Genomic DNA, 21288 nt, shown 5'->3' with positions numbered 1-21288 from the left:
CTACCCAGCATCAAGAGAGCAAAAGCCGTCGCAACTAGGTCGAAGCGCTATCGCACATCGAGGTCGTTTGCCGCGATACAGCACAGGCAACCAGCCAAGAAGAGGGGCCCGGCATCCGCCAGGCCCCTCAGAAGATCAGTACCCGATCAGGATGCAGCGAGAGATCGTCCGATACGCAGCGCCTGCTCGGTAGCCCCGCCGAAGACGAACTCGAAGCGCTTGGCGGTCGTGAAGTAGCGATGGGCTTCGCCGTCGAGGTCGATGCCGACACCGCCGTGGACGTGGACGGTGGTGTGGGCGAGCCGGTGAGCGGCGTCGGCGGCCCAGAGCTTGGCGACGGCGACCTGGTCGGCGGCGGGGAGGCCGGCGGAGACCCGCCAGACGGCCTGCCAGAGGGTGAGCCGCTGGGCGAGTACGTCGATGAACCCGTCGGCCAGCCGCTGGGAGACGGCCTGGAAGGTGCCGATGGCGCGGCCGAACTGCTCCCGGGTCTTGGCGTAGGACGACGTGAGCGAGAGGGCTCCTTCGGTGACTCCCAACAGCTCGGCGGCCGCCGCCACGGTCAGCAGCGAGCCGAGCCGGGAAGCGGCCGAGGAGTCCCCGACACGACGAGCGGGGGCCGAGGCGAACGAGACCAGCGCGGTGACGTCGCCGTCGCTGGTGTGCTGCGCACGGCGGTCGACGCCTTCGGCGGATGCCTCGACCAGGAAGACCCCGACGGTGCCGTCCGGGGATGCCGCGGTCACCAGGAACGCATCGGCGATCATCCCGGCCCTGACCACCGTCTTCACGCCGGTCACGGTGTCGCCCGTGGCCACGACCATGGGGACGCCGGGCAGGTGGGTGTGCTCCTCGGCGACCGCGGCCGTCAGGAGCCGGGATCCGTCGGCGACGCCTGTCAGGGCGTCCGCCGCTGTCTCGGCGAGGAACAGGCCGCACGGCCCGTGCACGGCGAGCGGTACCGGCGCGACCTGCCGCCCGGCCTCGACCAGCACCCGGCACAGCTCGACAAGCCCGAGCCCAGCACCGTCGTACGTCTCGGGCAGATGCAGCCCGAGCAGCCCGGCCTCGCCGAGGGCGGACCAGAGGGAGGCATCGAAGCGGCCGCGGTCGCCGGCGGCCGCCTCGACCGTACGTAGCCGCTCGAGCGTGGTGGCGTCGCCGACGATCTTCGCCGCGAGCTCGGCGGCGTCGTCGGATTCGGTGGTGAAGGAGAAGTCCATGAGGTGTCCTCGGGTCGGGATGGTCAACGCTTGGCGGCGGGGAGGCCGAGGCCCACGTAGCCGATGATGTCTCGCTGGATCTCGTTGGTGCCGCCGCCGAAGGTCATGACGAGCGAGGAGCGGTGGAACCGCTCCAGGCGGCCGGCCAGCACAGCACCAGGGGAGTCGGCCGTGAGACCCGCGTGCGGTCCGACGATCTCCATCAGCGTGCGGTAGACCTCGGTGGCCAGTTCGGAGCCGTAGACCTTGGTCGCGGACGCCTCGGCCGGCGAGAGCGCGACCCCGTGGTCGGCGTCCGAGGCAAGCTTCCAGTTGATCAGCGACAGTGCCTCGATACGTGCGTGCGCTCGCCCGAGGGCCAGCTGGACCCACTCGGCGTCGATCACCCGGCCGCCGTCAGGGAGCACCGTGGTCAGCGCCCACTCCTTCACCAGTCCGAGCGAGTGGACCAGCGGCGCCGCCGAGGTCAGCGCGACTCGCTCGTGGTTGAGCTGGTTGGTCATCAGCGCCCAGCCCCCGCCGCGCGAGGAGACGAGGTTCGAGGCCGGCACCCGGACGTCGGAGTAGTAGGTCGCCGAGGTGCCGACGCCGGCCACGGTCTGGACCGGCGTGTAGGAGAACCCCTCGGACGACGTCGGCACCAGGATCATCGACAGCCCCTTGTGGCGCGACGCCTCCGGCTCCGTCCGACAGGCGAGCCAGATCCAGTCCGCATACTGGATCAGGGACGTCCACATCTTCTGGCCGTTGATCACCCACTCGCCCGACCCCTCGTCGAGCACCGCCTTGGTCTGCAGCGAGGCGAGGTCGGTCCCCGAGCCCGGCTCGGAGTAGCCGATCGAGAAGTGCAGCTCCCCGGCGAGGATCTTCGGCAGGAAGTACGCCTTCTGCTCCTCTGTCCCGAACCGCATGATCGTGGGGCCGACCGTGTTCAGCGTGAGATAGGGGATGGGCACCCCCGCCACGGCGGCGGCGTCGGTGAAGATCAGCTGCTCCACCATGGAGCGGTCCTGGCCGCCGTACTCCTTCGGCCAGCCGATCCCGAGCCAGCCGTCGGCGCCGATCTGGCGGATGGTCGAGAGATAGACCTCCTTGTCGCCTTCATCCCCGAACTCGCCCGAGGCCCGCGCGAGCGCAGCTCGGCGCTCCGGCGTGACCAGCTGGGCGAAATAGGAGGTGAGCTCTGAGCGAAGTTGCTCCTGGGCGGGTGTCAAGGCCACATGCATGTGATAAAACTAGAACAGGTTCCACTTCTTGACCAGGGCCCAGCGCGAACAGGGCCGGTGCGTTACCCAGATGACCCAGCGGAAGGTACGACGATGGCCGACCTCACCACCCAGACCCGCACGCTCGACCACGGCACCCAGCCCGAGCGCTTCGCGCGCGGTTGGCACTGTCTGGGTCTGGCCAGCGACTTCAGGGACGGCAAGCCCCACGCGGTCGAGGCGTTCGGCGGCAAGCTGGTGGTCTGGGAGAACACCAAGGGCGAGCTGGGCGTGCTCGACGGCTACTGCCGTCACATGGGCGGTGACCTGACCCAGGGCGCGGTGAAGGGCGACGAGGTCGGCTGTCCGTTCCACGACTGGCGCTGGGGCGCCGACGGCCGCTGCAAGCAGATCCCCTACGCCCGTCGAGTGCCGCTGCGCGCCCGCACCAAGGCCTACGAGACGGTGATCCGCAACGACTCGCTGCTGATCTGGCACGACCCCGAGGGCTCGAAGGCCGACTACGACATCCTGCCGCCGGAGCTGCCCGACGTCAGCAACCGCGAGGTCTACACCGACTGGATCTGGAACACGGTCCCGATCAAGGGCAGCCACTGCCGCGAGCTGATCGACAACGTGGTCGACATGGCGCACTTCTACTACGTGCACTTCGCCTTCCCGACCGACTTCCGCAACGTCTTCGAGGACCACACCGCGACGCAGTACATGGCATCGAAGGGGCGCCCGGATGTGGCCGGCGGCTACGGCGACGCCGACATGTTCCTGAAGTCCGAGGCGACCTACTACGGCCCGGCGTACATGATCAACTGGCTCGAGGTCGACTACAAGGGCTTCGTGACCGAGGTGATCCTGATCAACTGCCACATCCCGACCGGCCCCGACTCGTTCCTGCTGCAGTACGGGATCACGGTCAAGAAGCCCGAGGGTCTCGACGACAAGACCGCCGACTTCATCGGCAAGAAGTACGCCGACATGTTCGGCGACGGGTTCCTCCAGGACGTGGCGATCTGGGAGAACAAGGCGCCGGTGCAGAACCCGCTGCTGTGCGAGGAGGACGGCCCGGTCTACCAGCTGCGCCGCTGGTACGAGCAGTTCTACGTCGACGTCGCCGACATCGAGCCCGAGATGCGTGCCCGGTTCGAGTTCGAGGTGGACACCACCAAGGCCAACGAGTTCTGGCACGAGGAGGTCGCCGAGAACCTGCGCCGGATCGAGGCCGAGAAGGCGGAGAGCCCTGAGTCGAGCGACGCCGGGGTCAGTTGATGGCCTCGTTCGTCCCCACGTCGCAGGAGACCGTCGAGGACCAGCGGCTCTACACCCAGGCCCGCCTGGTCGAGGTGGAGTGCCTCGACTGCCTCGCCCGCGTCGGGGTGAAGAAGAACAGCGAGCACCAGACCTCCGTCCAGTGGACGGCCGAGGCGCAGGCCCAGTGTCCGGATCTCGTACGCCGCAAGGCCGCCGCCGACGGCGCGCGGCTCGTCCACGCCCGCTGCCCTCGTCTGGCAGCCTCTATCGAAGCAGCCGTCGCCGACGGCCGGATCCAGATCGGAGCCGAGGATGGCTACTGACTCTTTCCTGCTGCCCGTCAGCGACATCGTCAAGGAGACCGCCGACGCGCACTCGATCGTCTTCGAGCTCCCCGAGGACGTGCGGCACGCCTTCCAGCCGAAGCCGGGGCAGTTCCTCACCGTCGCCGTGCCGAGCGACCGCGACGGCCTGGCGGCACGCTGCTACTCGCTCTCCAGCGCGCCGGGCGACCCGCTCACGGTGACCGTCAAGCGCACCGTGGACGGCTACGCCTCCAACTGGATCTGCGACAACCTGCGCCCCGGGGACACGCTCCGCGTGCTGCCGCCGAGCGGGATCTTCACCCCTGCCGACATCGACGCAGACTTCCTGCTCTTCGCCGGCGGATCGGGCGTCACCCCGATCATCTCGATCGCCCGATCCGCCCTGAGGGAGGGAACAGGGCGGATCGTGGTCTTCTACGCCAACCGCGACGAGCGCTCGGTGATCTTCGCCGAGGAGTGGGCGCGGCTGACCGCCGAGCACCCCGACCGGCTCCAGGTGATCCACTGGCTCGAGTCGGTCCAGGGCCTGCCGACCGGTGAGCAGCTCAAGGCGTTCGCGGCCGACCATCTGACGTACGACGCCTTCGTCTGTGGGCCGGCTCCGTTCATGAAGGCGACGGTCGCGGCGCTCAAGGAGCTCGAGTTCCCGCGGGCGCGGCGGCATCAGGAGAAGTTCGCCTCCCTGGGCGGCAACCCGTTCGGCGAGGTCGCCCCGGTCGAGGAGGCGGAGGCCGAGGTCGTCGACGACCGGCCCAAGCAGCCCGTCAAGCTCGAGATCGAGCTCGACGGCGTCACCTCGACGTACGACGACTGGGACCCGGGAACTCCGATGCTCGACTTCCTCGAGGCGAAGGGCGTCAAGGCGCCCTACTCCTGTCGCGAGGGCGAGTGCTCGGCGTGCGCGTTCCGGCTGCTCGAGGGTGAGGTGAAGATGGTTCGCAACGACGTGCTCGAGCAGGAGGACCTCGACGACGGGATCCGGCTGGGCTGCCAGTCGCTGCCGACCACCGACACCGTCCGCGGCACCTACTCCTGAGGGACTCGCGAGAGACACAGATCACCAACCGGTTGCCAGGTCGACGTGCGTGGCGCGATAGTGTCGCGCTGCCCGAATCACATCCCACCGAGTCACCCCGAGGAACGTCGTCGGCTGACCGGTTGGGCTCAAGCGAGGTTTCCCCCAACGTGTTCAATCGCAACTTCTACGCCGCCCAGGACGATCGGCGCTTCGTCGTCGGCTATGCGCTCGACCTCGGCTTCAGAGTCTTCGACGCCTACTCGGCACCTGGCCAGCCGTTGAGCGAGATCACCACGACGGCATCGGCCTCGCTGCTGGCCGCGCGTCCGGCGTTCAAGCTCTACGCCCCCAACACCGGCCCCGAGCCGGTGATCACCCGGGTGCAGCTGGACGAGTCCGAGTTCGGTCCTTCAGCGTTCGAGTACCAGTGCAACGGCTGGGGGCTCATCGGGCTCAACTTCGGTGGCGTCGTCGGCCTCGGCGGCCTCGGCTGGAGCACTCTCACCACCATGGCCGAGGCCCGTGCCGCCCGGTGGCACGCCGTCGAGCCGGTCGGCGCCGCTCCCTCGGAGTGGAACTGGCCGGCCGTGGACGACGCCGCGATCAAGATGTTCGAGGCGATCGCCTCGATGGCGGGCTCCGCCGTGGGCGACAGCCCGATCCTGGCCGCCGCGGGCCAGCTCATCAAGGACAAGGGTCTGCTCTACGAGTCCGGCGGCGGTCTGCACGCCCGTCCGGGCCTCGGCTGAGCGCGCCGCGCGGAGGTTGATACGCCGGGCGTATCAATCGTCCGCGAATCGGTACTTCCCAACAACAGGTCGGCGATCCTAGATTCTCGGGCATGGACGCCACCTACGAACCCATCCGAGTGCACCACGTCGTCTCGGGCCAGCCGGACGGTCCGGTGGTGGTGCTGTCCAACTCGCTGGGCGCGACTCACGCGATGTGGGACGAGAACTTGCCTGACCTCGAGCGGCACTTCCGCGTGGTGCGCTACGACACCCGCGGACACGGGTCCTCGCCCGTGCCCGCTGGCCCATACGCGATCGACGACCTGGCCGACGACGTCGTCGCCCTCCTGGACCGCCTCGGCGTCCAGCGGGCCCACTTCGTGGGCCTCTCCCTGGGTGGCATGACCGGGATGCGCCTCGCCGCGCGCAACCCCGACCGCGTCGACCGCCTCGTCCTCCTGTGCACCGGAGCACATCTGGCCCCTTCCTCCGCCTGGCATGACCGTGCGGCCACGGTGCGAGCCGACGGCACTCAGGCCGTCGCCGAGGCGGTCGTAACCCGCTGGTTCACACCGGGATTCCTCGAGGCGAACCCCGAGGTGAAGGCGACCTGCGAGGCCACGGTCGCTGCCACCCCGGACGAGGGCTACGCCGGCTGCTGTGAGGTCATCGCCGCCATGGACCTCTGCCCCGATCTCCCCGCGATCACCGCCCCGACCCTGGCCATCGCCGGTGCCGACGACCCCGCCACGCCGACCCCGCACCTGGAGGCCATCGCCGATGCCGTCCAGGACGGCCGGCTCCTGGTGGTCCCCGACTCGGCACACTTGGCCAACGCCCAGCAACCCGAGATCATCACCCGCGCCATCATCGACCACCTCGAAGCGACCTGACGGGCACCGCCGAACGGTCTCGGGTGGATAACCAGGTGCGTCCAGGTGCGCGACCTGGCTAGGTTCGGAGCCGATGCGAGAACCCGATGCCGCGTTCGCGGACCCACGTCAAGCAGTCCTCTACGACGTCCTCGACGACGACCGTTCCGACCTGGATGCCTATGTCGCGATCGCCGATGAGCTCGGTGCCCGTCACGTCATCGACATCGGGTGCGGGACGGGCTCACTCGCCGTTCGGCTGGTAGGTGAAGGGATCACTGTCGTCGGCCTCGACCCAGCCGCGGCATCTCTCGACGTCGCCCGCACCAAGCCATACGCCGACCGGGTCACCTGGATCAACGGCGACGCAACCGCTCTCGCCGGCCTCTCCGGCACTGCCGACATGGCGGTCATGACCGGCAACGTCGCCCAGGTCTTCGTCTCCGACGCGGACTGGTCCGAGACCTTGGCCGCGGTCCACGCCGCGCTCCGTCCTGGCGGCTGGTTCGTCTTCGAGACCCGTCGGCCCGAGGTCCGGGCCTGGGAGGACTGGGACATCGCGCCGACAACCGTCGACCTCCCAGATGGCCGTGCCGCGGTCGTCACTCGCACGGTCACCGTCGTCGACCTCCCGCTGGTCACCTTCGAGGGGTCGACCACCATCGGCGACGAGATCCTGACCTCGTTCTCCACTCTCCGCTTCCGCGACCGCCCGGAGATCGAGCGCGACCTCCTCGCCCACGGCTTTGCCGTGAGCGACGTACGCGACGCCCCGGACCGTCCTGGCAAGGAGCATGTCTTCTTGGCCCTTGCGATTGCCTGACGATCAGGTCACTCGAGCGGCGCGGACCGTGCCATCAGCCCACGTGATCCCGATCTGTGCCGCGGCAACGGCCGGGGGTCTCTCGGCGTGGAGGTAGAGCTCGACCTCGGCCGTATGTCCTTGCCAGTACGCAGTATGCGAGCCGTCCGCCTTCAAGTCATCGTCGTCGGCGGCACCGAGGACAACGGTGATCGACTCGATGAGAGCAGCGAAACCGGGCCGGAGTCCGTCGGCAACGTCGGCAACCCAGAGGTGGGACCAGAAGTGCTCAACGGCCCCACTCGAGTCGAGCATCAGGCCTGAGTTGGTCGTGTGCCATGCCTCGGTGGTCTCTACGGCAAACCTGGAGGCGTCATTCTCGGTCCGGGCCACCGCCCCGTTGCCGATTCCAGCCGACCTCAGCAGGTCTAGCCCTTCGCCGAACGTCCTCGGCTGCTTGGAGGCTGCGAGCGCAAGAACCGCAGCTGACACGGCATCCGGTGGGGGCAGTGGACTGCTGATCTCCATGAGTCGACACTACGTCGAATGCGTGCGCCGCCGCCGATCGCTGATTCAGCCTCGAAGGTGGGCCTCGAAGGTGGGGAAATGGCGGTCGAGGGTGCGCTCCCCAGGTTCGGGCTGGGGGTGGCTGTGCCTAGTCGACGGTGGTGGTGCGCTCAGCGGAGCGCGGGGCGACGACGTCAACGACGTTGTTCGGTTGTCTTTCGGCGAAGGGCCGTGCGCGGCTCCGGCCCGAGCAACTGCTTGAGGAGCATCCGGCCGATCATCTCGTGCGAGACGATGACCGGCCGGCGAGTACCCGTATCGGCGATCGTGTTGAGTGCTGCGGTAGCGCGCTACTCGGCGTCGGCGTAGCTCTCACCGTTGGGAAAGGCCCAGATGTACTTGTCGCGGTCGCGCTCGTTGAACGCTCCTGGGAATCGTTTGTCGATCTGTCGCTCAGGCCTGCCATGTCCCCGTGGTGAACCTCGGCCAGGTCGGCGACTTCGACGGTTGGCAGTGAAAGGAGTTCGGCGACGATCTCCGCAGCCTTGGCTGCTCGACCGAGCGGGCTATGGAACATGGCATCAATCGCGCAACCGCCAAGTGCCTCACCTACAGCCACCGCCCGAATCAGGTTCCTCTTTCCGCAGGTCAGAGGTAGAATTGGGCATGCAATCACGGCTCGGGACAACCCCCACTCATAACCTTCTCGACAGCCTTGCCCAGGCCCGCGCGGACGAGATCAAGGCAGCCAACGACCGGCTCGTTCTGGTTGCGGCGTATCTGCTGGAGCGGCCACCGCGAGGGCCTGATGATGTCGCCTACGATCGCGATGCGGGGCTCTTCGGCGACCGTGCACTCAACCTTGCGGGCGAAGGTGCTGTCGAGGTCTCGGAGTTCGCGGTCATGGAGCTGGGGCCGGTGTTGGGGATGCCGTTGGGATCCGTACGGCGGCTGGCCGGTGACGTGATGGAGTTGGCTCAGCGCCTGCCGAGGGCGTGGGCGCGGGTCCTGGACTACTCGGTCGAAGGATGGCGGGCGCGACAGGTCGCAGACCTCACCAAGAAGCTGTCGCCGGAGGCGGCTGGGTGGGTTGATGCCCAGGTCGCGCCGATCCTGCACAAACGAGGTCGAGTCACCATCTCGCGTCTGGTCGAGAAGGCCTTTGGGACGTTCGATCCCGAGGGTGCTGCGCTAGCGGCCGAGGAGAAGGCGGAACAGTTCCGGGTCGACGTCGACCTCGACGCGCCCACGCTCTTCGACGAGGACGCCGGCCACCTCGGCGACGGACCGGTCACCGGCCACGCTCATGTCGACGCGACCATGGATCTCGCCGACGCCGCCGACCTCGAGAACGCGGTGGCCACGATCGCCAAGGACCTCGGAGGTGACGACCGCTTCGCCGGATGGTCTCTCGACCGCCGGCGAGCGAAGGCCCTCGGCGAGCTCGCCCGCCGCTACACCTCCGGCAGTAGCGAGTCGGGCACGGCTCGTGTGCTCCATCTCTACTGCCACGTGGACCAAGGCGAGCTGCGCGGGACCGGTCTGGTCAGCGTCGACAACTACGGCGCTGTCGTCCCGCTCGAACGCGTTGATGAGTGGGCCATTGCCCCCGGCACCGTCGTGCGCCCCGTCAAGGTCATCGACCTGAACGCCGAGGTCACTCGCGACGGCTACGCTCCGTCGGTCACGCAGCGCGAACAGGCCGCGCTCATCGCTGGTGGCACATGTGTCTACCCAGGCTGCACCCGATCGGCCTGGTTGGCTGACACGGAGCACCTCGAGGCGTACGACGCCGGCGGCCAGACCACCAGCTCCAACCTTGCCAAGGCCTGCCGCAGCCACCACCGCCTCAAGACCTTCGGCGGTTGGACCTACTCCCAGCCCACTCCGGGCACCTTCATCTGGCGCTCGCCGCTCGGCATCGAGTACATCCGCTACCCCGACGGGAGCTACGAACGGCTCGGGGCCGGCGCCGCCTGAGCTCCCTCAGCCAAGAACCATGACGGCGACCTCAAGCCCTTCACGTCCGGGTGCGTCGGCGAGCCAGTCCGGGCGGCTCGGAGCAACTCGGTCCAGCCTCTCGACTCGTAGAGACCCAGAGCCGGGTAAGCGACTGCTGCTCGAGCAGTGCCTCGGTCAGGGCCGGCAGATCGTCCGGTTGACGGGGACGTACGAGATGGGTCACCCGGACATCGTGTTGCTCAGAACCCATGGGGCCCATGCGACTTGTGTGCGAGGGGCTCACTGGCCAGGCTGCGTGAGCACGTCGAAGACCAGCTCTTGCTCCTCGCCGGAGGCCAGGCGCCAGACGGCGTCGGCGAGCTCGTCGGGGTCGAGGGTGGCGTACGCGGTGGGAGTGGTGGGGTCGGTGAGCATCCGGTGGATGTCGCCGCGCTCGATCAGGCCGCCGACGACGAGGGAGCCGACGTGCACTCCGTCCTCGGCTGCCGCGGCGGCCAGGGTGCGGGCGTAGGTTCGTAGGGCGCCCGAAGCGGGGGCGTATGGGCCGAGGAACGGCAAGGGGACGAGCGCGCTGAGCCCGGAGACGTACACCAGCGCGCCGCCGCCGCGCGAGCGCATCGTGGGGAGGGCCAAGTTGGCCACCTCGACGGCCGGCTCGAGGGTCTCGGCCATCGCACGACGGACGTCGGCGGGCTCGGACTCGAGGATCCCGACCGTGGGTGCGCTCAGGTTCTGGGCGCCGGGGCCGTGGTAGACGACGTCGATCGGTCCGAGAGCCGCCGTGATCTCGGCGAGGGCATCGGCGACGGCGCCTGGCGCCCGCAGGTCGGCGGCAACCGCGAGAGCGGGTACGCCGCTCGCCGACAGCTCCTCCAGATAGCCCAGGTGCCGGTCCGTGCTGCGTGAGACCAGGCCGACGGCGTACCCCTCCTTGGCGAACCTCCTCGCCACCGACATGCTGAGGCCGGGGCCGGCGCCGAGGACCGCGATCGTGCTCATCTTCTTCTCCCTCATGGATAGGTTGCTGATGTCAGCAACCCTCGCCGCCCGGCGGCGTTCGCGGAAGAAGGCACTTCAATGTCAGATGGGAACACCGATGTGCCCCGACACATCGTGAGCGCGGCGCTCGGGCCCGGCCTGCCGCAGAAGGTCCCGGCGGGGGAGTACGAGACCTGTCCGGTGACACAGGCCGTGCAGATGCTCGGGGACAAGTGGACGCTGCTGATCGTGATGATGCTGGCCGAGCGGCCGCATCGCTACAACGAGCTGCGGCGCCGCGTCGACGGGATCAGCCAGCGCATGCTCACCCGGACGCTGCGCGTCCTGGAGGAGAAGGGGATCGTGACGCGTACGGTCTTCCCGACGGTGCCGCCGGGTGTGGAGTACGGACTCAGCGACCGTGGCCGGGAGCTGCTGGTGCCGCTCGCCGGGCTCGCGGACTGGGTGATCCGGGGCCGGGCGGCCTGAGATCTCAGAAGCCGCGGGTCCAGAAGACCTCCTCATGGAGGTGGCGGGAACGCCAGCCGTCCGGCGTACGCACGAAGGAGTGCCGGTAGCGGCCGCCCACCTCGACGACACGCTCGCCGCCTGAGCCGTCAGCGATGACCATCGGGTTGTCGAAGTACGCCACCACGTCCGCGCCCTCGTCGGTGAAGGTGATCGAGACCTGGCCGATGGTGTGCAGGCGCTTCTGGGAGAACGCGGGCAGCATCGCGGCGAGCCACTTCTTGACGTCGGCGATCTCGCCGACGGTGCCGCCGGACTCGGAGTAGTCGATCGTGGCGTCGGCGGCGAAGACCGTGTCGAGCGCGTCCCAGTCGCCGTCGTCGACGGCCAGCGTGTAGCGGGTCAGCGCGTCGGTGATCTCGGCGCGGTCGATCAGCTCTTGAACGCCTTTGATGTGCGCAGTCATGAAAATGTCTCCTTCAGCGGGGCGAGAGGACGACGACCGGGATCTCCCGGTCGGTCCAGGTCTGGTAGGTCTCGAAGTCGGCGTACGTCTCCAGCAGCTGTGGCCACAGCTCAGCCCGCTCGGAGGAGTCGGCGACACGTGCCCGGACGAGCCGGCGCCCGCCACGAGGGACGCGGACCGCGACGTCGGGCTGGGCCCGCAGGTTGGCGACCCACTGCGGGTCCTTCGGAAGTCCGCCCTGGGAGCCGACGACCACGAGGTCCGCTCCCGAGCGCATGAACAGCAGGGGAGTGGTGAAGGTGCGGCCCGACTTACGGCCGACGTGCTCGAGCAGGAGCACGGGCGCGGGCTTGCGCCAACCGGCCATCACCCGCCAGGTGCCGCCGACGCGGCCGTTGGTCAGCTTGAACAGCGCGGTGTTGGCGCGGGCGCCGTACTTGATGACTCTCGCCGTCAGCGGCGAGTCCAAGCCTGCGGGACGTTCGAGAGAAGGCGACATGACGAACACTCTGGCAGAAACTTAGAACACGTTCTAGTGTTGGCGCATGCGCTTCACCTATGCCGAGGCAATGACGCAGGCCGACTACTACGCACCGCTGGCTCAGGCGGCGGAGGCCGCCGGCTACACCAGCATGACGGTGGCCGACAGCCTGATCTATCCCGAGGAGTCCGACTCCACCTATCCCTACACCGACACCGGCGACCGGGAGTTCCTGCAGGGCAAGGACTTCATCGAGGCGTTCATCCTGTGCGCCCATCTCTTCGCGGTGACCACGACGCTGCGCCTGACGCCGTTCGTGGTCAAGCTGCCGGTACGCCCGCCGGTGCTGGCCGCCAAGCAGGCCTCGAGCCTCGCCTCCCTCTCCGGCAATCGGCTCGGGCTCGGCGTCGGCCTGTCCCCGTGGCCGGAGGACTTCGCCGCCCTCGGCGTCGACTGGAAGCGCCGCGGCAAGCGGATGGACGAGTGCATGGACATCCTGCGTGGCCTGACCGATCCCTCCGGCGACTTCTTCGGCTACGACGGTGAGTTCTACGAGTTCGCGCCGCTCCAGCAGCGCCCCGCGCCGACCGAGAAGATCCCCCTCCTTGTCGGCGGCCACGCCGACGCCGCCCTGCGCCGCGCGGTCCTCAAGGGCGACGGCTGGATGCACGCCGGCGGCGACGGTGAGGAGCTCGACCGTCTCCTGGTGCGCCTGGCCGAGATCCGGCGCGAGGAGGGCGACACCCGTGACGACTTCGAGGTCCACGTGATCAGCTATGACGCGTACGACCTCGACGGGATCAAGCGACTCGAGGACAAGGGCGTCACCGACTGCATCGTCGGGTTCCGTGACCCGTATGTGAAGGGCGCCGACCCCGAGCCGCTGGAGAAGAAGATCAAGCACCTGGAGTGGTACGGGGAGAACATCATCGCGAAGGCTGCGCAGTGACCGAGCAGAGCGCGGCGTACGGCCTGACCGAGCCGCTCCAGCGGGCGATCGCGGAGGCGGAGGAGCTGATCGCGAACGCGCCCTTCATTCGGACCGAGGCCGACAGGCTCGAGGGCTACGAGTATCTCTCCGGCCGGATCCGGATGGCGATGCAGACGGCCTTCGACTACGACCTCGAGCAGCCGCTCTTCGTGAACCCGACCCACCAGTTCTCCAAGCAGGGCCTGGACAACCCCGATGCGATCTACTTCAACGCCTACCTGCGAGAAGGCGTCGAGTACGTCGTCCGTGGCCGTCGCGGGACCAGTGCCGACCTCTCCTTCCAGGTGATGGGCGGCGCCTACACCGCGGACTCCGCCGCGACCAGCCTGATGGCGTTCGACGACCGCAAGCTCCAGCTCGACGACACCGGGTCCTTCGAGTTCACCTATGTGGCCGAGCCGGGCGCGAAGACCCTGATCGTGCGCGAGGTCTTCAACGACTGGGACACCGAGACCCGCGGCGCGATCACCATCGAGCGCCCAGACACCCTCGGCCGGCCGCGGCGCCCGCTCACCCAGGAGCTGCTCCGGAAGAAGTACGAGGTCGCCGCCCGGTCGCTGACCGGCTCGATCCAGACCTGGTTCGCCTTCCCCCAGTTCTTCCAGTACAAGGAGCCGGTCAACACGCTCACGGTCCCGGCCCGGACCCCGGGCGGGCTGGAGTCGCAGTTCTCCTCGATCGGTCACTACGAGCTGGCCGAGGACGAGGCGCTCGTGGTGGAGGTGCCGCGCTGCGACGACTGCAGCTACCAGGGCATCCAGGTCGGCTCGGACTGGTACGCCTCGACCGACTACGAGACCCACCAGACCAGTCTCACCAAGGCCCAGGCGCTCACCGACCCCGATGGCGTGATGCGCTTCGTGATCTCCGAGCAGCCGCCCCTGGACGGCAGGCCGATCGCGAACTGGCTCGAGACCACCGGCCACCGCACCGGCTCGCTGATGCTGCGCTGGCAGCGGCTCGAACGCGACCTCACTGCCGCCGACGGGCCGGTGGTTCACAAGGTGGCTGTTGAGGACGTACGCGACCTGCTCCCGTACGCCGAGACGATGAGCCCCAGGGGGTATGCAGAGCGGATTGCCGCACGTCAGCGGGCGGTTGCGCGCAGGATGCTCAGCTGAGCGGGGCGCGACGCGAAGGCGTAGGACGCCTATGCTTGCCGCCCATGGCCAGTCCCCACCACGAGCCGCCGACGATCCCGGGCTTCCGTCACCGTCGGCTGATCGGCGCCGGCGGCTCCTCGGAAGTCTTCCTCTACGAGTGGCCGCAGGAGAAGGGCGACGTCGCCGTCAAGGTCTGGAACGACCTGCTCAGCGGCGAGACCCAGGACGCGCTCGCCAGAGAGACCAAGGAGGTCGCCGAGCTCGCCGCCCACCCCCACGTGCTGCCGCTGCACGCCGTCGGCGTCAGTGATGACGACCGCTGCTTCGTGGTGATGGACCATCGCGCCGGAGGCGACCTGCAGACCCGCTGGAAGCGCAAGCGGCTCCCGGTCGCCGAGGCACTGAGCATCACGATCAAGGTGGCCGGAGCGCTCGACGTCGCTGCCCGGCACGGGATCCTGCATGGCGACCTCAAGCCCGTGAACATCCTGATGACCAGTGGCGGGGAGCCGCAGCTGGTCGGCTTCGGTGGCCTCTCCTCGGCTGGTCGCCCTGGCGGCGCCGACTCGACCTCGCTGCCGTGGATGGCGCCGGAGATGCTCTCCGATCCGCCCGAACCGAGCGCCTGGGCGGACATCTGGAGCCTGGCCGCGACCTGCTACACGCTGCTCGCGGGACGTACGCCGTTCGAGGGGCCGGATGGTGACCACGCCCCCGCGGCGCTGGCGGAGCGGATCCGGGAGTACGACCCGCTGTCCATCGACCGCGACGACGTTCCGGCGTCGTTCGAGGAAGCGCTGCGCAAGGCGATGTTCAAGCGCCGGGCCGGGCGGCACTGGAGTGCCGCCGACTTCGCGAAGGCGCTACAGGGGGTCGAGAAGGAGCTCGGGCTTCCCGTCACGCCGCTGGCGGAGATGGTCGATCCTGAACCCGACGCCGGATCCACATCTGAGTCCGACCCTCGGCCCGATCCCGAGCCCGAACCGGATCCCGAGTCCATCACCAAGCCACGGTCCGAGATGGCCCCCAACCCGATGCCGGTCCCGATGCCGGTCCCGATGCCGGTCCCGCCGCCCCTGTCGCCGGCCTCGAACCCGTCGCAGGCGTCCGGGGACACCGCCGAGGTGCCGGTCGTCATCGGCCCCGTGGTCGCGGTGCCCGAGTGGCCCGACCAGGACGAGGACGTACTCGGCCACGGCGCCGACGTCGACCGGATGGCCCGGCTGCTCGCCTCCAACCACACCCAGCTGCCGCTCTCGGTGGCGATCCAGGGCCAGCCGGGGAGCGGCAGGTCGACCTTCATGCGGAAGGTGCAGGAGCGCATCGACTGGCTCGTCGAGCGCGACGAGGCCTACTCCGCCCGCACCCGCCAGGTACGCCTCGACGCCCGCCGCTTCGCCGAGGGCGATGTCGCGGGCGCCGTGCTCGACGCCGTCCGCGGCGACGGGCGCAGCGCCCCACCGCCGCTGGTGACCAAGCATCAGGCCGCGCAGCGACGGACCGCCGAGCTGCGTGCCGCGCTGGCGGGGCTGCCAGACGACGACGGCGCCCGCGGCAAGCGCCGGGGCGCGCAGCCCATGACCACCACGATGGCGCTCGCGGCGATGGACCGTGAGGTTGCGGCCTACGAGGCCGCCCTGCGCGCCGCCCCGCCGGGGCCGCCGCCGAGCTCGCCGGTGCTGCGCACCGTCGTCTACGTCGATGACCTCGACCGGTGCGACCCGGCGACCGCAGCCGGGGTGCTGCGGGCGATCGACGAGCTGGGCTCGCAGGAGGGCGTCGCTGTCGTCGCGGCGGTTGACGCTCAGGCGATGCAGCGCTCGATCGCGGGCCGGGTGGCGGAGCCGGCTGCGTACCTGGCCCGGGTCTTCGACGTGCCGTTCGGGTTGCGGGCCTTCGCAGGCGACCCGGCAGTGAGGTTCATGCGTTCGCTGATGCGGCAGGCGGTGCCGTCGTGGCCCTCGGCTCTAACCGCCGGTGCCGGCGACCGGGGCCCGGTCACGGTCGAGAGCTTGGAGATGGCCCCCGGTGAGGCGCTGTTCATGAGCGAGCTCGCCAGGTTCTGCGCCACGCCGGGAGGGGCACGGAAGCTGCTGGCCGTCTACCGCCTCGCGCGCACGGCGCCGGTGAAGGGGGCCGGTGTCGATCCCGCCGGCCATCACGCGCTGGGGATCCTGATGGCGATCCTGGTGGGTGCGCCGGCACAGTCGGTCCACGTGCTCGGTGCGGTCGTGGAAGCACTCGCCGCCGGCGAGGACGACGGCACCTTCCGCAAGCTCCTCGAGAAGGTCGCGCGCGAGCACACCGCCGAGTGCGGCCGCGCGACCTGCGGGCTGTGCGCGGACTGGTCGCGGGTGCTCCGCGCCCATGCCGACCTCGTCCGGGTCCAGGAGGTGCCCAAGGAGGTCGGGGCGTACGCCGAATGGGTCGACGAGGTCGCCCGGTTCAGCTTCCCGACCTGAGGCAGGCTGGTCATTCCCGCTGGCCCTTCCGCAAAAGTGAAACACGTTCTAGTCTAGGCGCCATGACTGGACTCCTGGATGGCAAGGTCGTCGTGCTCTCGGGGGTCGGCCCCGGCCTCGGCCGCTCGCTGGGCGAGCAGGCTGCGCTGATGGGCGCCGACCTGGTGCTCGCCAGCCGCACCGAGAAGCGACTGCAGAAGATGGCCGGCGTCATCGAGGAGCACGGACGACGTGCGCTGGTGGTGCCGACCGACATCACCGACGAGGACGCGCGCCGGCACCTGGTCGACGCCGCGCTGGAGGAGTTCGGGCGCGTCGACGTACTCCTCAACAACGCCTTCGGCATCCCGCCGATGGACCCGCTGACCCAGATCCCGCTCGATGCGCTCCGGCTGGCCCAGGAGTCCAACGTGTACGCCCCGCTGCGGCTCTCGGCGCTCTTCGCCGACGCGCTCGCGGCCACCCCGGACAAGCCCGGCGGTGCGATCGTGATGATCAACTCCGCGGTGCTCTACCAGAGCCAGCCCGAGTTCGCGGGCTACAAGCTCTCCAAGGGCGCGCTCGCCCACCTCGCCTCATCGCTGGCTACCGAGCTCGGTCCGCGCGGCATCCGGGTCAACTCCGTCGCGCCGTCCTACATCTACGAGGACGTCAACAAGGCCTACTTCGACTGGATGGCCTCGGAGTCGGGGCGCACCCACGAGGAGGTGTACGCCGAGAAGGCCGCCCCCACCGACCTGAAGCGGCTCGCGACCCCCGAGGAGGTCGCCCGGGCGGCCCTGTTCCTGGGCAGCGACCTGGCCTCCGCCGTCACCGGGACCGTGCTCAACGTGGACTGCGGGGAGTTCCATGACTGAGACTGGCCCAGGAAAGACGACACAGCGTGAGCGGGCGGATGTGGGGACGTACGAGGACATCTGCGCCGCCGCTGTCCGCACCACCGGGCTGAGCGCCGAATATTTTGAACACAGCTCCGGGACCGACCACGAGGAGGGGCTGCGGCTCCTGGTCGAGGACCTCGCCTCGCCCGAGGCAGGGCTGACCCCGGTCGGCAACTACTTCCATCGGTCCCAGGTGAAGTCGGCCCTCGTGGGCCGGCTGATGACGCAGGCCCGGCTCGCGGAGTTCCCCCAGCACCAGGACGTACGAATCGAGCGCCCGATCTTCGTCACCGGCCTCGTCCGCACCGGCACCACGGCCCTGCACCGGCTGCTCGCCGCCGACCCGGCGCACCAGGGTCTGGAGACCTGGCTGACCGAGTTCCCCCAGCCGCGGCCGCCCTGTGAGACATGGGAGCAGGACCCGGTCTTCAACGCGCTGCAGAACGCCTACCGGCAGCACCATGTCACCAACCCCGAGTTCATGGGGATCCACTACATGGACGCCACCAGCGTCGAGGAGTGCTGGCGGGTGCTGCGCCAGAGCGGCAAGTCGATCTCGTTCGAGTCCCTGGCCCACGTCCCGCGTTACTCGGCCTGGCTGGCGAAGCAGGACTGGCGCGATGCGTACGAGCTGCACCGCCGCACCCTGCAGCTCATCGGGCTCAACGACACCGACAAGCGCTGGGTGCTCAAGAACCCCTCGCACCTGGTCGCGCTCGACGCGCTGATGGAGGTCTACCCGGACGCACTCGTGGTGGTCACCCACCGCGACCCGGTCGTCTCGGTCGCCTCCGGCTGCTCGCTCTCCGCCGAGGCGACCGCCGGGATGTCGACCACCTTCATCGGGGAGATCATCGGCCAGACCCAGCTCGAGATGCTCTCCCGCTCGTGGCGCTCCTTCGGTGAGGCCCGGAAGAGGTACGACCCGGCGCAGTTCCTCGACGTCGACTACCGCGGGTTCGTCAAGGACCCGGTCGGCACCGTCGAGAACATCTACGCCCACTTCGACATCCCCTGGAGCGACGCCGCCCGCGCCGAGGTCTCCCGCATCGACGCCGAGTCACGATCGGGGAGCGCCCGGCCCAAGCACGACTACAGCCTGGCCGACTACGGCCTCACCGAGGATCAGGTGCGCTCCGCCTTCGAGTAGGACCCGCTGGTCGAGCCGTCGGAGCCGCTAGGCGGAGACGTGTCGAGACCAACACAGTCCCCTCGCCGCTCGACAGGACCGTGTTGGTCTCGACACGCTCGGCCGTGGACGGCCTCGCGGCTTGACCGACGGGGAAATGTCGGTGCCTCCGCGTAGCCTGGATCCCATGCGTCCTGTCACTGATCTCGAGCGTCGTGTCGCCCCGTTCAAGGTGGTCTCCGACTACCAGCCCTCGGGTGACCAACCGGCCGCGATCGCGGAGATCACCAAGCGGATCCAGGGCGGCGTCAAGGACGTCGTCCTGCTCGGCGCGACCGGCACCGGAAAGACGGCGACGGTCGCCTGGACCGCCGAGCAGCTGCAGCGCCCGATACTGGTGCTGCAGCCCAACAAGACCCTCGCCGCCCAGTTCGCCAACGAGCTGCGCCAGCTCTTCCCGGAGAACGCGGTCGAATACTTCGTCTCCTACTACGACTACTACCAGCCTGAGGCGTACGTCCCCCAGACCGACACCTACATCGAGAAGGACTCCTCGATCAACGAGGAGGTCGAGCGGCTGCGCCACTCGGCCACCAACTCGCTGCTGACCAGGCGCGACGTCATCGTGGTCTCGACCGTCTCCTGCATCTACGGTCTCGGCACGCCGCAGGAGTACGTCGACCGGATGATCCGGCTGCGGGTGGGGGAGGAGCACGACCGCGACTCGATCCTGCGCCGGCTGGTGGAGATCCAGTACACCCGCAACGACCTCTCCTTCACCCGAGGCACGTTCCGCGTGCGCGGCGACACCCTGGAGATCTTCCCGGTCTACGAGGAGCACGCGGTTCGGATCGAGTTCTTCGGCGACGAGATCGAGCGGCTGATGACGCTGCATGCGGTGACCGGCGAGGTCCTCACCGAGGACCAAGAGCTCTACGTCTTCCCAGCGACCCACTACGTCGCCGGCCCCGAACGCATGGAGCGCGCGATCAACGGCATCGAGGCCGAGCTCGACCAGCAGCTGAACACCTTCGAGAAGCAGGGCAAGATGCTCGAGGCCCAGCGACTGCGGATGCGCACGACCTACGACATCGAGATGATGCGGCAGGTCGGGTCCTGCTCCGGGATCGAGAACTACTCGATGCACATCGACGGCCGTGAGCGCGGCTCGGCACCCAACTGTCTGCTCGACTACTTCCCGGAGGACTTCGTCCTCGTCGTCGACGAGTCCCACGTCGCGGTCCCGCAGGTCGGCGGAATGTACGAGGGCGACATGTCCCGCAAGCGCAACCTGGTCGAGCACGGCTTCCGGCTGCCCAGCGCCCAGGACAACCGGCCGCTGAAGTGGGAGGAGTTCCTGGAGCGGATCGGCCAGACGATCTACCTCTCCGCGACCCCGGGCAACTACGAGCTGGATCTGGTCACCCGCGACGGCGGCGAACCTGACGTGGTCGAGCAGATCATCCGCCCGACCGGCCTGATCGACCCCGAGGTGATCATCAAGCAGACCAAGGGCCAGATCGACGACCTGATCGGCGAGATCAACGACCGGGTCGCCAAGAACGAGCGCGTCCTGGTCACCACGCTCACCAAGAAGATGTCCGAGGACCTCACCGACTACCTGCTCGATGCCGGGATCCGGACACGCTATCTCCACTCCGAGGTCGACACGCTCAAGCGGATCGAGCTGCTCCGCGACCTGCGGCTGGGGGAGTACGACGTCCTGGTCGGCATCAACCTGCTCCGTGAGGGTCTCGACCTTCCCGAGGTGTCGCTGGTCTCGATCCTCGACGCCGACAAGGAAGGCTTCCTGCGCTCGGACAAGTCGCTGATCCAGACCATCGGCCGTGCGGCCCGAAACGTCTCCGGTCAGGTGCACATGTACGCCGACAAGATCACCCCCTCCATGGAGTCGGCGATCGAGGAGACCAACCGCCGCCGCGCGATCCAGACGGCCTACAACGAGGCCAACGGCATCGACCCGCAGCCGCTGCGCAAGAAGATCGCCGACATCACCGACATGCTCGCCCGCGAGGAGGAGTCCACCCAGGAGCTGCTCAACACCTGGGCCGGCACCGAGGCCAAGGGCCGGGCCGGCAAGACGAACGCCAAGGCTCCCACCCCGATGCTCGGCGACGCCGCCCGCGAGGCCCGCGAGCGCGGCCTCGTCGGCCTCCCCTCCTCCGACCTGGCCCAGCTCATCGGTGACCTCACCGAGCAGATGAAGGGCGCCGCCGCCGAGCTCCAGTTCGAGGTCGCCGCCCGTCTGCGCGACGAGATCTCCGACCTCAAGAAGGAGCTGCGGCAGATGATGGAAGCCACCAAGTAGTTTCGCTGGTCGAGCCGCCGGAGCCGCTAGGCGGAGGCGTGTCGAGACCAACACGGCTCCATCTAGCGCAGATGGGACCGTGTTGGTC

General features: G+C 68.8%; 21 protein-coding genes. 14 read left to right on the top strand and 7 right to left on the bottom strand.

Translation table 11 applies throughout. The features are described 5' to 3' along the window. Positions 1-146 precede the first annotated feature (146 nt). Positions 147-1223 carry an acyl-CoA dehydrogenase family protein gene (locus ACFWQC_RS04850; protein ID WP_378673839.1) on the bottom strand — a complete coding sequence of 359 codons (1077 nt, stop codon included), beginning with the start codon at positions 1221-1223 and terminating at the stop codon, positions 147-149. Positions 1224-1246: 23 nt separating this feature from the next. Beyond that, on the bottom strand, positions 1247-2449 hold the full coding sequence (locus ACFWQC_RS04845; RefSeq protein WP_378673836.1) for an acyl-CoA dehydrogenase family protein: 1203 nt from the start codon (positions 2447-2449) through the stop codon (positions 1247-1249). Positions 2450-2542: 93 nt separating this feature from the next. Between ACFWQC_RS04845 and ACFWQC_RS04840 the strand changes: the two genes are divergently transcribed. The 6 genes from ACFWQC_RS04840 to ACFWQC_RS04815 all read left to right on the top strand — a co-directional run bounded on the left by ACFWQC_RS04840 (position 2543) and on the right by ACFWQC_RS04815 (position 7464). Beyond that, positions 2543-3712 (top strand): Rieske 2Fe-2S domain-containing protein, encoded by a 1170-nt coding sequence (locus ACFWQC_RS04840; RefSeq protein WP_378673833.1) that lies wholly within the window; start codon positions 2543-2545, stop codon positions 3710-3712. Continuing rightward, positions 3712-4017 carry a hypothetical protein gene (locus ACFWQC_RS04835; protein ID WP_378673830.1) on the top strand — a complete coding sequence of 102 codons (306 nt, stop codon included), beginning with the start codon at positions 3712-3714 and terminating at the stop codon, positions 4015-4017. The genes ACFWQC_RS04840 and ACFWQC_RS04835 overlap by 1 nt, the downstream gene beginning before the upstream one ends. Further along, positions 4007-5056, top strand: coding sequence for a 2Fe-2S iron-sulfur cluster-binding protein (locus tag ACFWQC_RS04830; RefSeq protein WP_378673827.1), 1050 nt, complete (start codon positions 4007-4009; stop codon positions 5054-5056). The genes ACFWQC_RS04835 and ACFWQC_RS04830 overlap by 11 nt, the downstream gene beginning before the upstream one ends. 149 nt (positions 5057-5205) lie before the next feature. Next, positions 5206-5787: a hypothetical protein gene (locus ACFWQC_RS04825; RefSeq protein ID WP_378673824.1), complete on the top strand. Its 582-nt coding sequence runs from the start codon at positions 5206-5208 to the stop codon at positions 5785-5787. 92 nt (positions 5788-5879) lie between these two features. Continuing rightward, a complete protein-coding gene (pcaD, locus tag ACFWQC_RS04820) occupies positions 5880-6662 on the top strand; it encodes a 3-oxoadipate enol-lactonase (protein ID WP_378673821.1) in 783 nt (260 codons plus the stop codon). A 73-nt stretch (positions 6663-6735) separates the two neighbouring features. Next, a complete protein-coding gene (locus ACFWQC_RS04815; protein ID WP_378673819.1) occupies positions 6736-7464 on the top strand; it encodes a class I SAM-dependent DNA methyltransferase in 729 nt (242 codons plus the stop codon). A 3-nt stretch (positions 7465-7467) separates the two neighbouring features. Here ACFWQC_RS04815 and ACFWQC_RS04810 read toward each other — a convergent pair whose 3' ends face one another. Together ACFWQC_RS04810 and ACFWQC_RS04805 are read right to left on the bottom strand one after the other, a co-directional pair. After that, positions 7468-7971 (bottom strand): hypothetical protein, encoded by a 504-nt coding sequence (locus ACFWQC_RS04810; RefSeq protein ID WP_378673816.1) that lies wholly within the window; start codon positions 7969-7971, stop codon positions 7468-7470. Between the two features lie 256 nt (positions 7972-8227). Then, positions 8228-8569, bottom strand: coding sequence for a histidine phosphatase family protein (locus tag ACFWQC_RS04805; protein ID WP_378673813.1), 342 nt, complete (start codon positions 8567-8569; stop codon positions 8228-8230). Positions 8570-8616: 47 nt separating this feature from the next. Between ACFWQC_RS04805 and ACFWQC_RS04800 the strand changes: the two genes are divergently transcribed. Further along, entirely contained in the window at positions 8617-9930 is a 1314-nt protein-coding gene (locus ACFWQC_RS04800) for an HNH endonuclease signature motif containing protein (RefSeq protein ID WP_378673810.1), read from the top strand. Positions 9931-10191: 261 nt separating this feature from the next. On the opposite strand, the gene ACFWQC_RS04795 is transcribed toward ACFWQC_RS04800, so the two are convergent. Continuing rightward, complete coding sequence (locus tag ACFWQC_RS04795) at positions 10192-10926, bottom strand: SDR family NAD(P)-dependent oxidoreductase (RefSeq protein WP_378673807.1); 735 nt, start codon at positions 10924-10926, stop codon at positions 10192-10194. Between the two features lie 63 nt (positions 10927-10989). Between ACFWQC_RS04795 and ACFWQC_RS04790 the strand changes: the two genes are divergently transcribed. After that, positions 10990-11379, top strand: a complete 390-nt coding sequence (locus tag ACFWQC_RS04790; RefSeq protein ID WP_378673805.1) for a winged helix-turn-helix transcriptional regulator — start codon at positions 10990-10992, stop codon at positions 11377-11379. A gap of 4 nt (positions 11380-11383) precedes the next feature. On the opposite strand, the gene ACFWQC_RS04785 is transcribed toward ACFWQC_RS04790, so the two are convergent. Further along, on the bottom strand, positions 11384-11824 hold the full coding sequence (locus ACFWQC_RS04785) for a nuclear transport factor 2 family protein (protein WP_378673803.1): 441 nt from the start codon (positions 11822-11824) through the stop codon (positions 11384-11386). A gap of 13 nt (positions 11825-11837) precedes the next feature. Then, entirely contained in the window at positions 11838-12323 is a 486-nt protein-coding gene (locus tag ACFWQC_RS04780) for a nitroreductase/quinone reductase family protein (protein WP_378673800.1), read from the bottom strand. A 46-nt stretch (positions 12324-12369) separates the two neighbouring features. Between ACFWQC_RS04780 and ACFWQC_RS04775 the strand changes: the two genes are divergently transcribed. The 6 genes from ACFWQC_RS04775 (at position 12370) to uvrB (ending at position 21200) form a co-directional block, all read left to right on the top strand. Beyond that, positions 12370-13254 carry a TIGR03619 family F420-dependent LLM class oxidoreductase gene (locus ACFWQC_RS04775; protein WP_378673798.1) on the top strand — a complete coding sequence of 295 codons (885 nt, stop codon included), beginning with the start codon at positions 12370-12372 and terminating at the stop codon, positions 13252-13254. Further along, entirely contained in the window at positions 13251-14417 is a 1167-nt protein-coding gene (locus ACFWQC_RS04770) for a hypothetical protein (RefSeq protein ID WP_378673795.1), read from the top strand. Before ACFWQC_RS04775 ends, ACFWQC_RS04770 begins: the two co-directional genes overlap by 4 nt. A gap of 44 nt (positions 14418-14461) precedes the next feature. Next, positions 14462-16861, top strand: coding sequence for a protein kinase (locus ACFWQC_RS04765; protein WP_378673792.1), 2400 nt, complete (start codon positions 14462-14464; stop codon positions 16859-16861). Between the two features lie 62 nt (positions 16862-16923). After that, positions 16924-17718, top strand: coding sequence for an SDR family oxidoreductase (locus tag ACFWQC_RS04760; RefSeq protein ID WP_008360049.1), 795 nt, complete (start codon positions 16924-16926; stop codon positions 17716-17718). Beyond that, positions 17711-18892: a sulfotransferase family protein gene (locus ACFWQC_RS04755; RefSeq protein WP_378673788.1), complete on the top strand. Its 1182-nt coding sequence runs from the start codon at positions 17711-17713 to the stop codon at positions 18890-18892. Before ACFWQC_RS04760 ends, ACFWQC_RS04755 begins: the two co-directional genes overlap by 8 nt. Before the next feature lie 166 nt (positions 18893-19058). After that, on the top strand, positions 19059-21200 hold the full coding sequence (gene uvrB / locus ACFWQC_RS04750; protein ID WP_378673785.1) for an excinuclease ABC subunit UvrB: 2142 nt from the start codon (positions 19059-19061) through the stop codon (positions 21198-21200). The last annotated feature ends 88 nt before the right edge of the window (positions 21201-21288 follow it).

This window comes from Nocardioides sp. NPDC058538 (assembly GCF_042719275.1).
GTDB lineage: Bacteria > Actinomycetota > Actinomycetes > Propionibacteriales > Nocardioidaceae > Nocardioides.
This window is presented reverse-complemented; position numbering and strand designations above follow the sequence as displayed.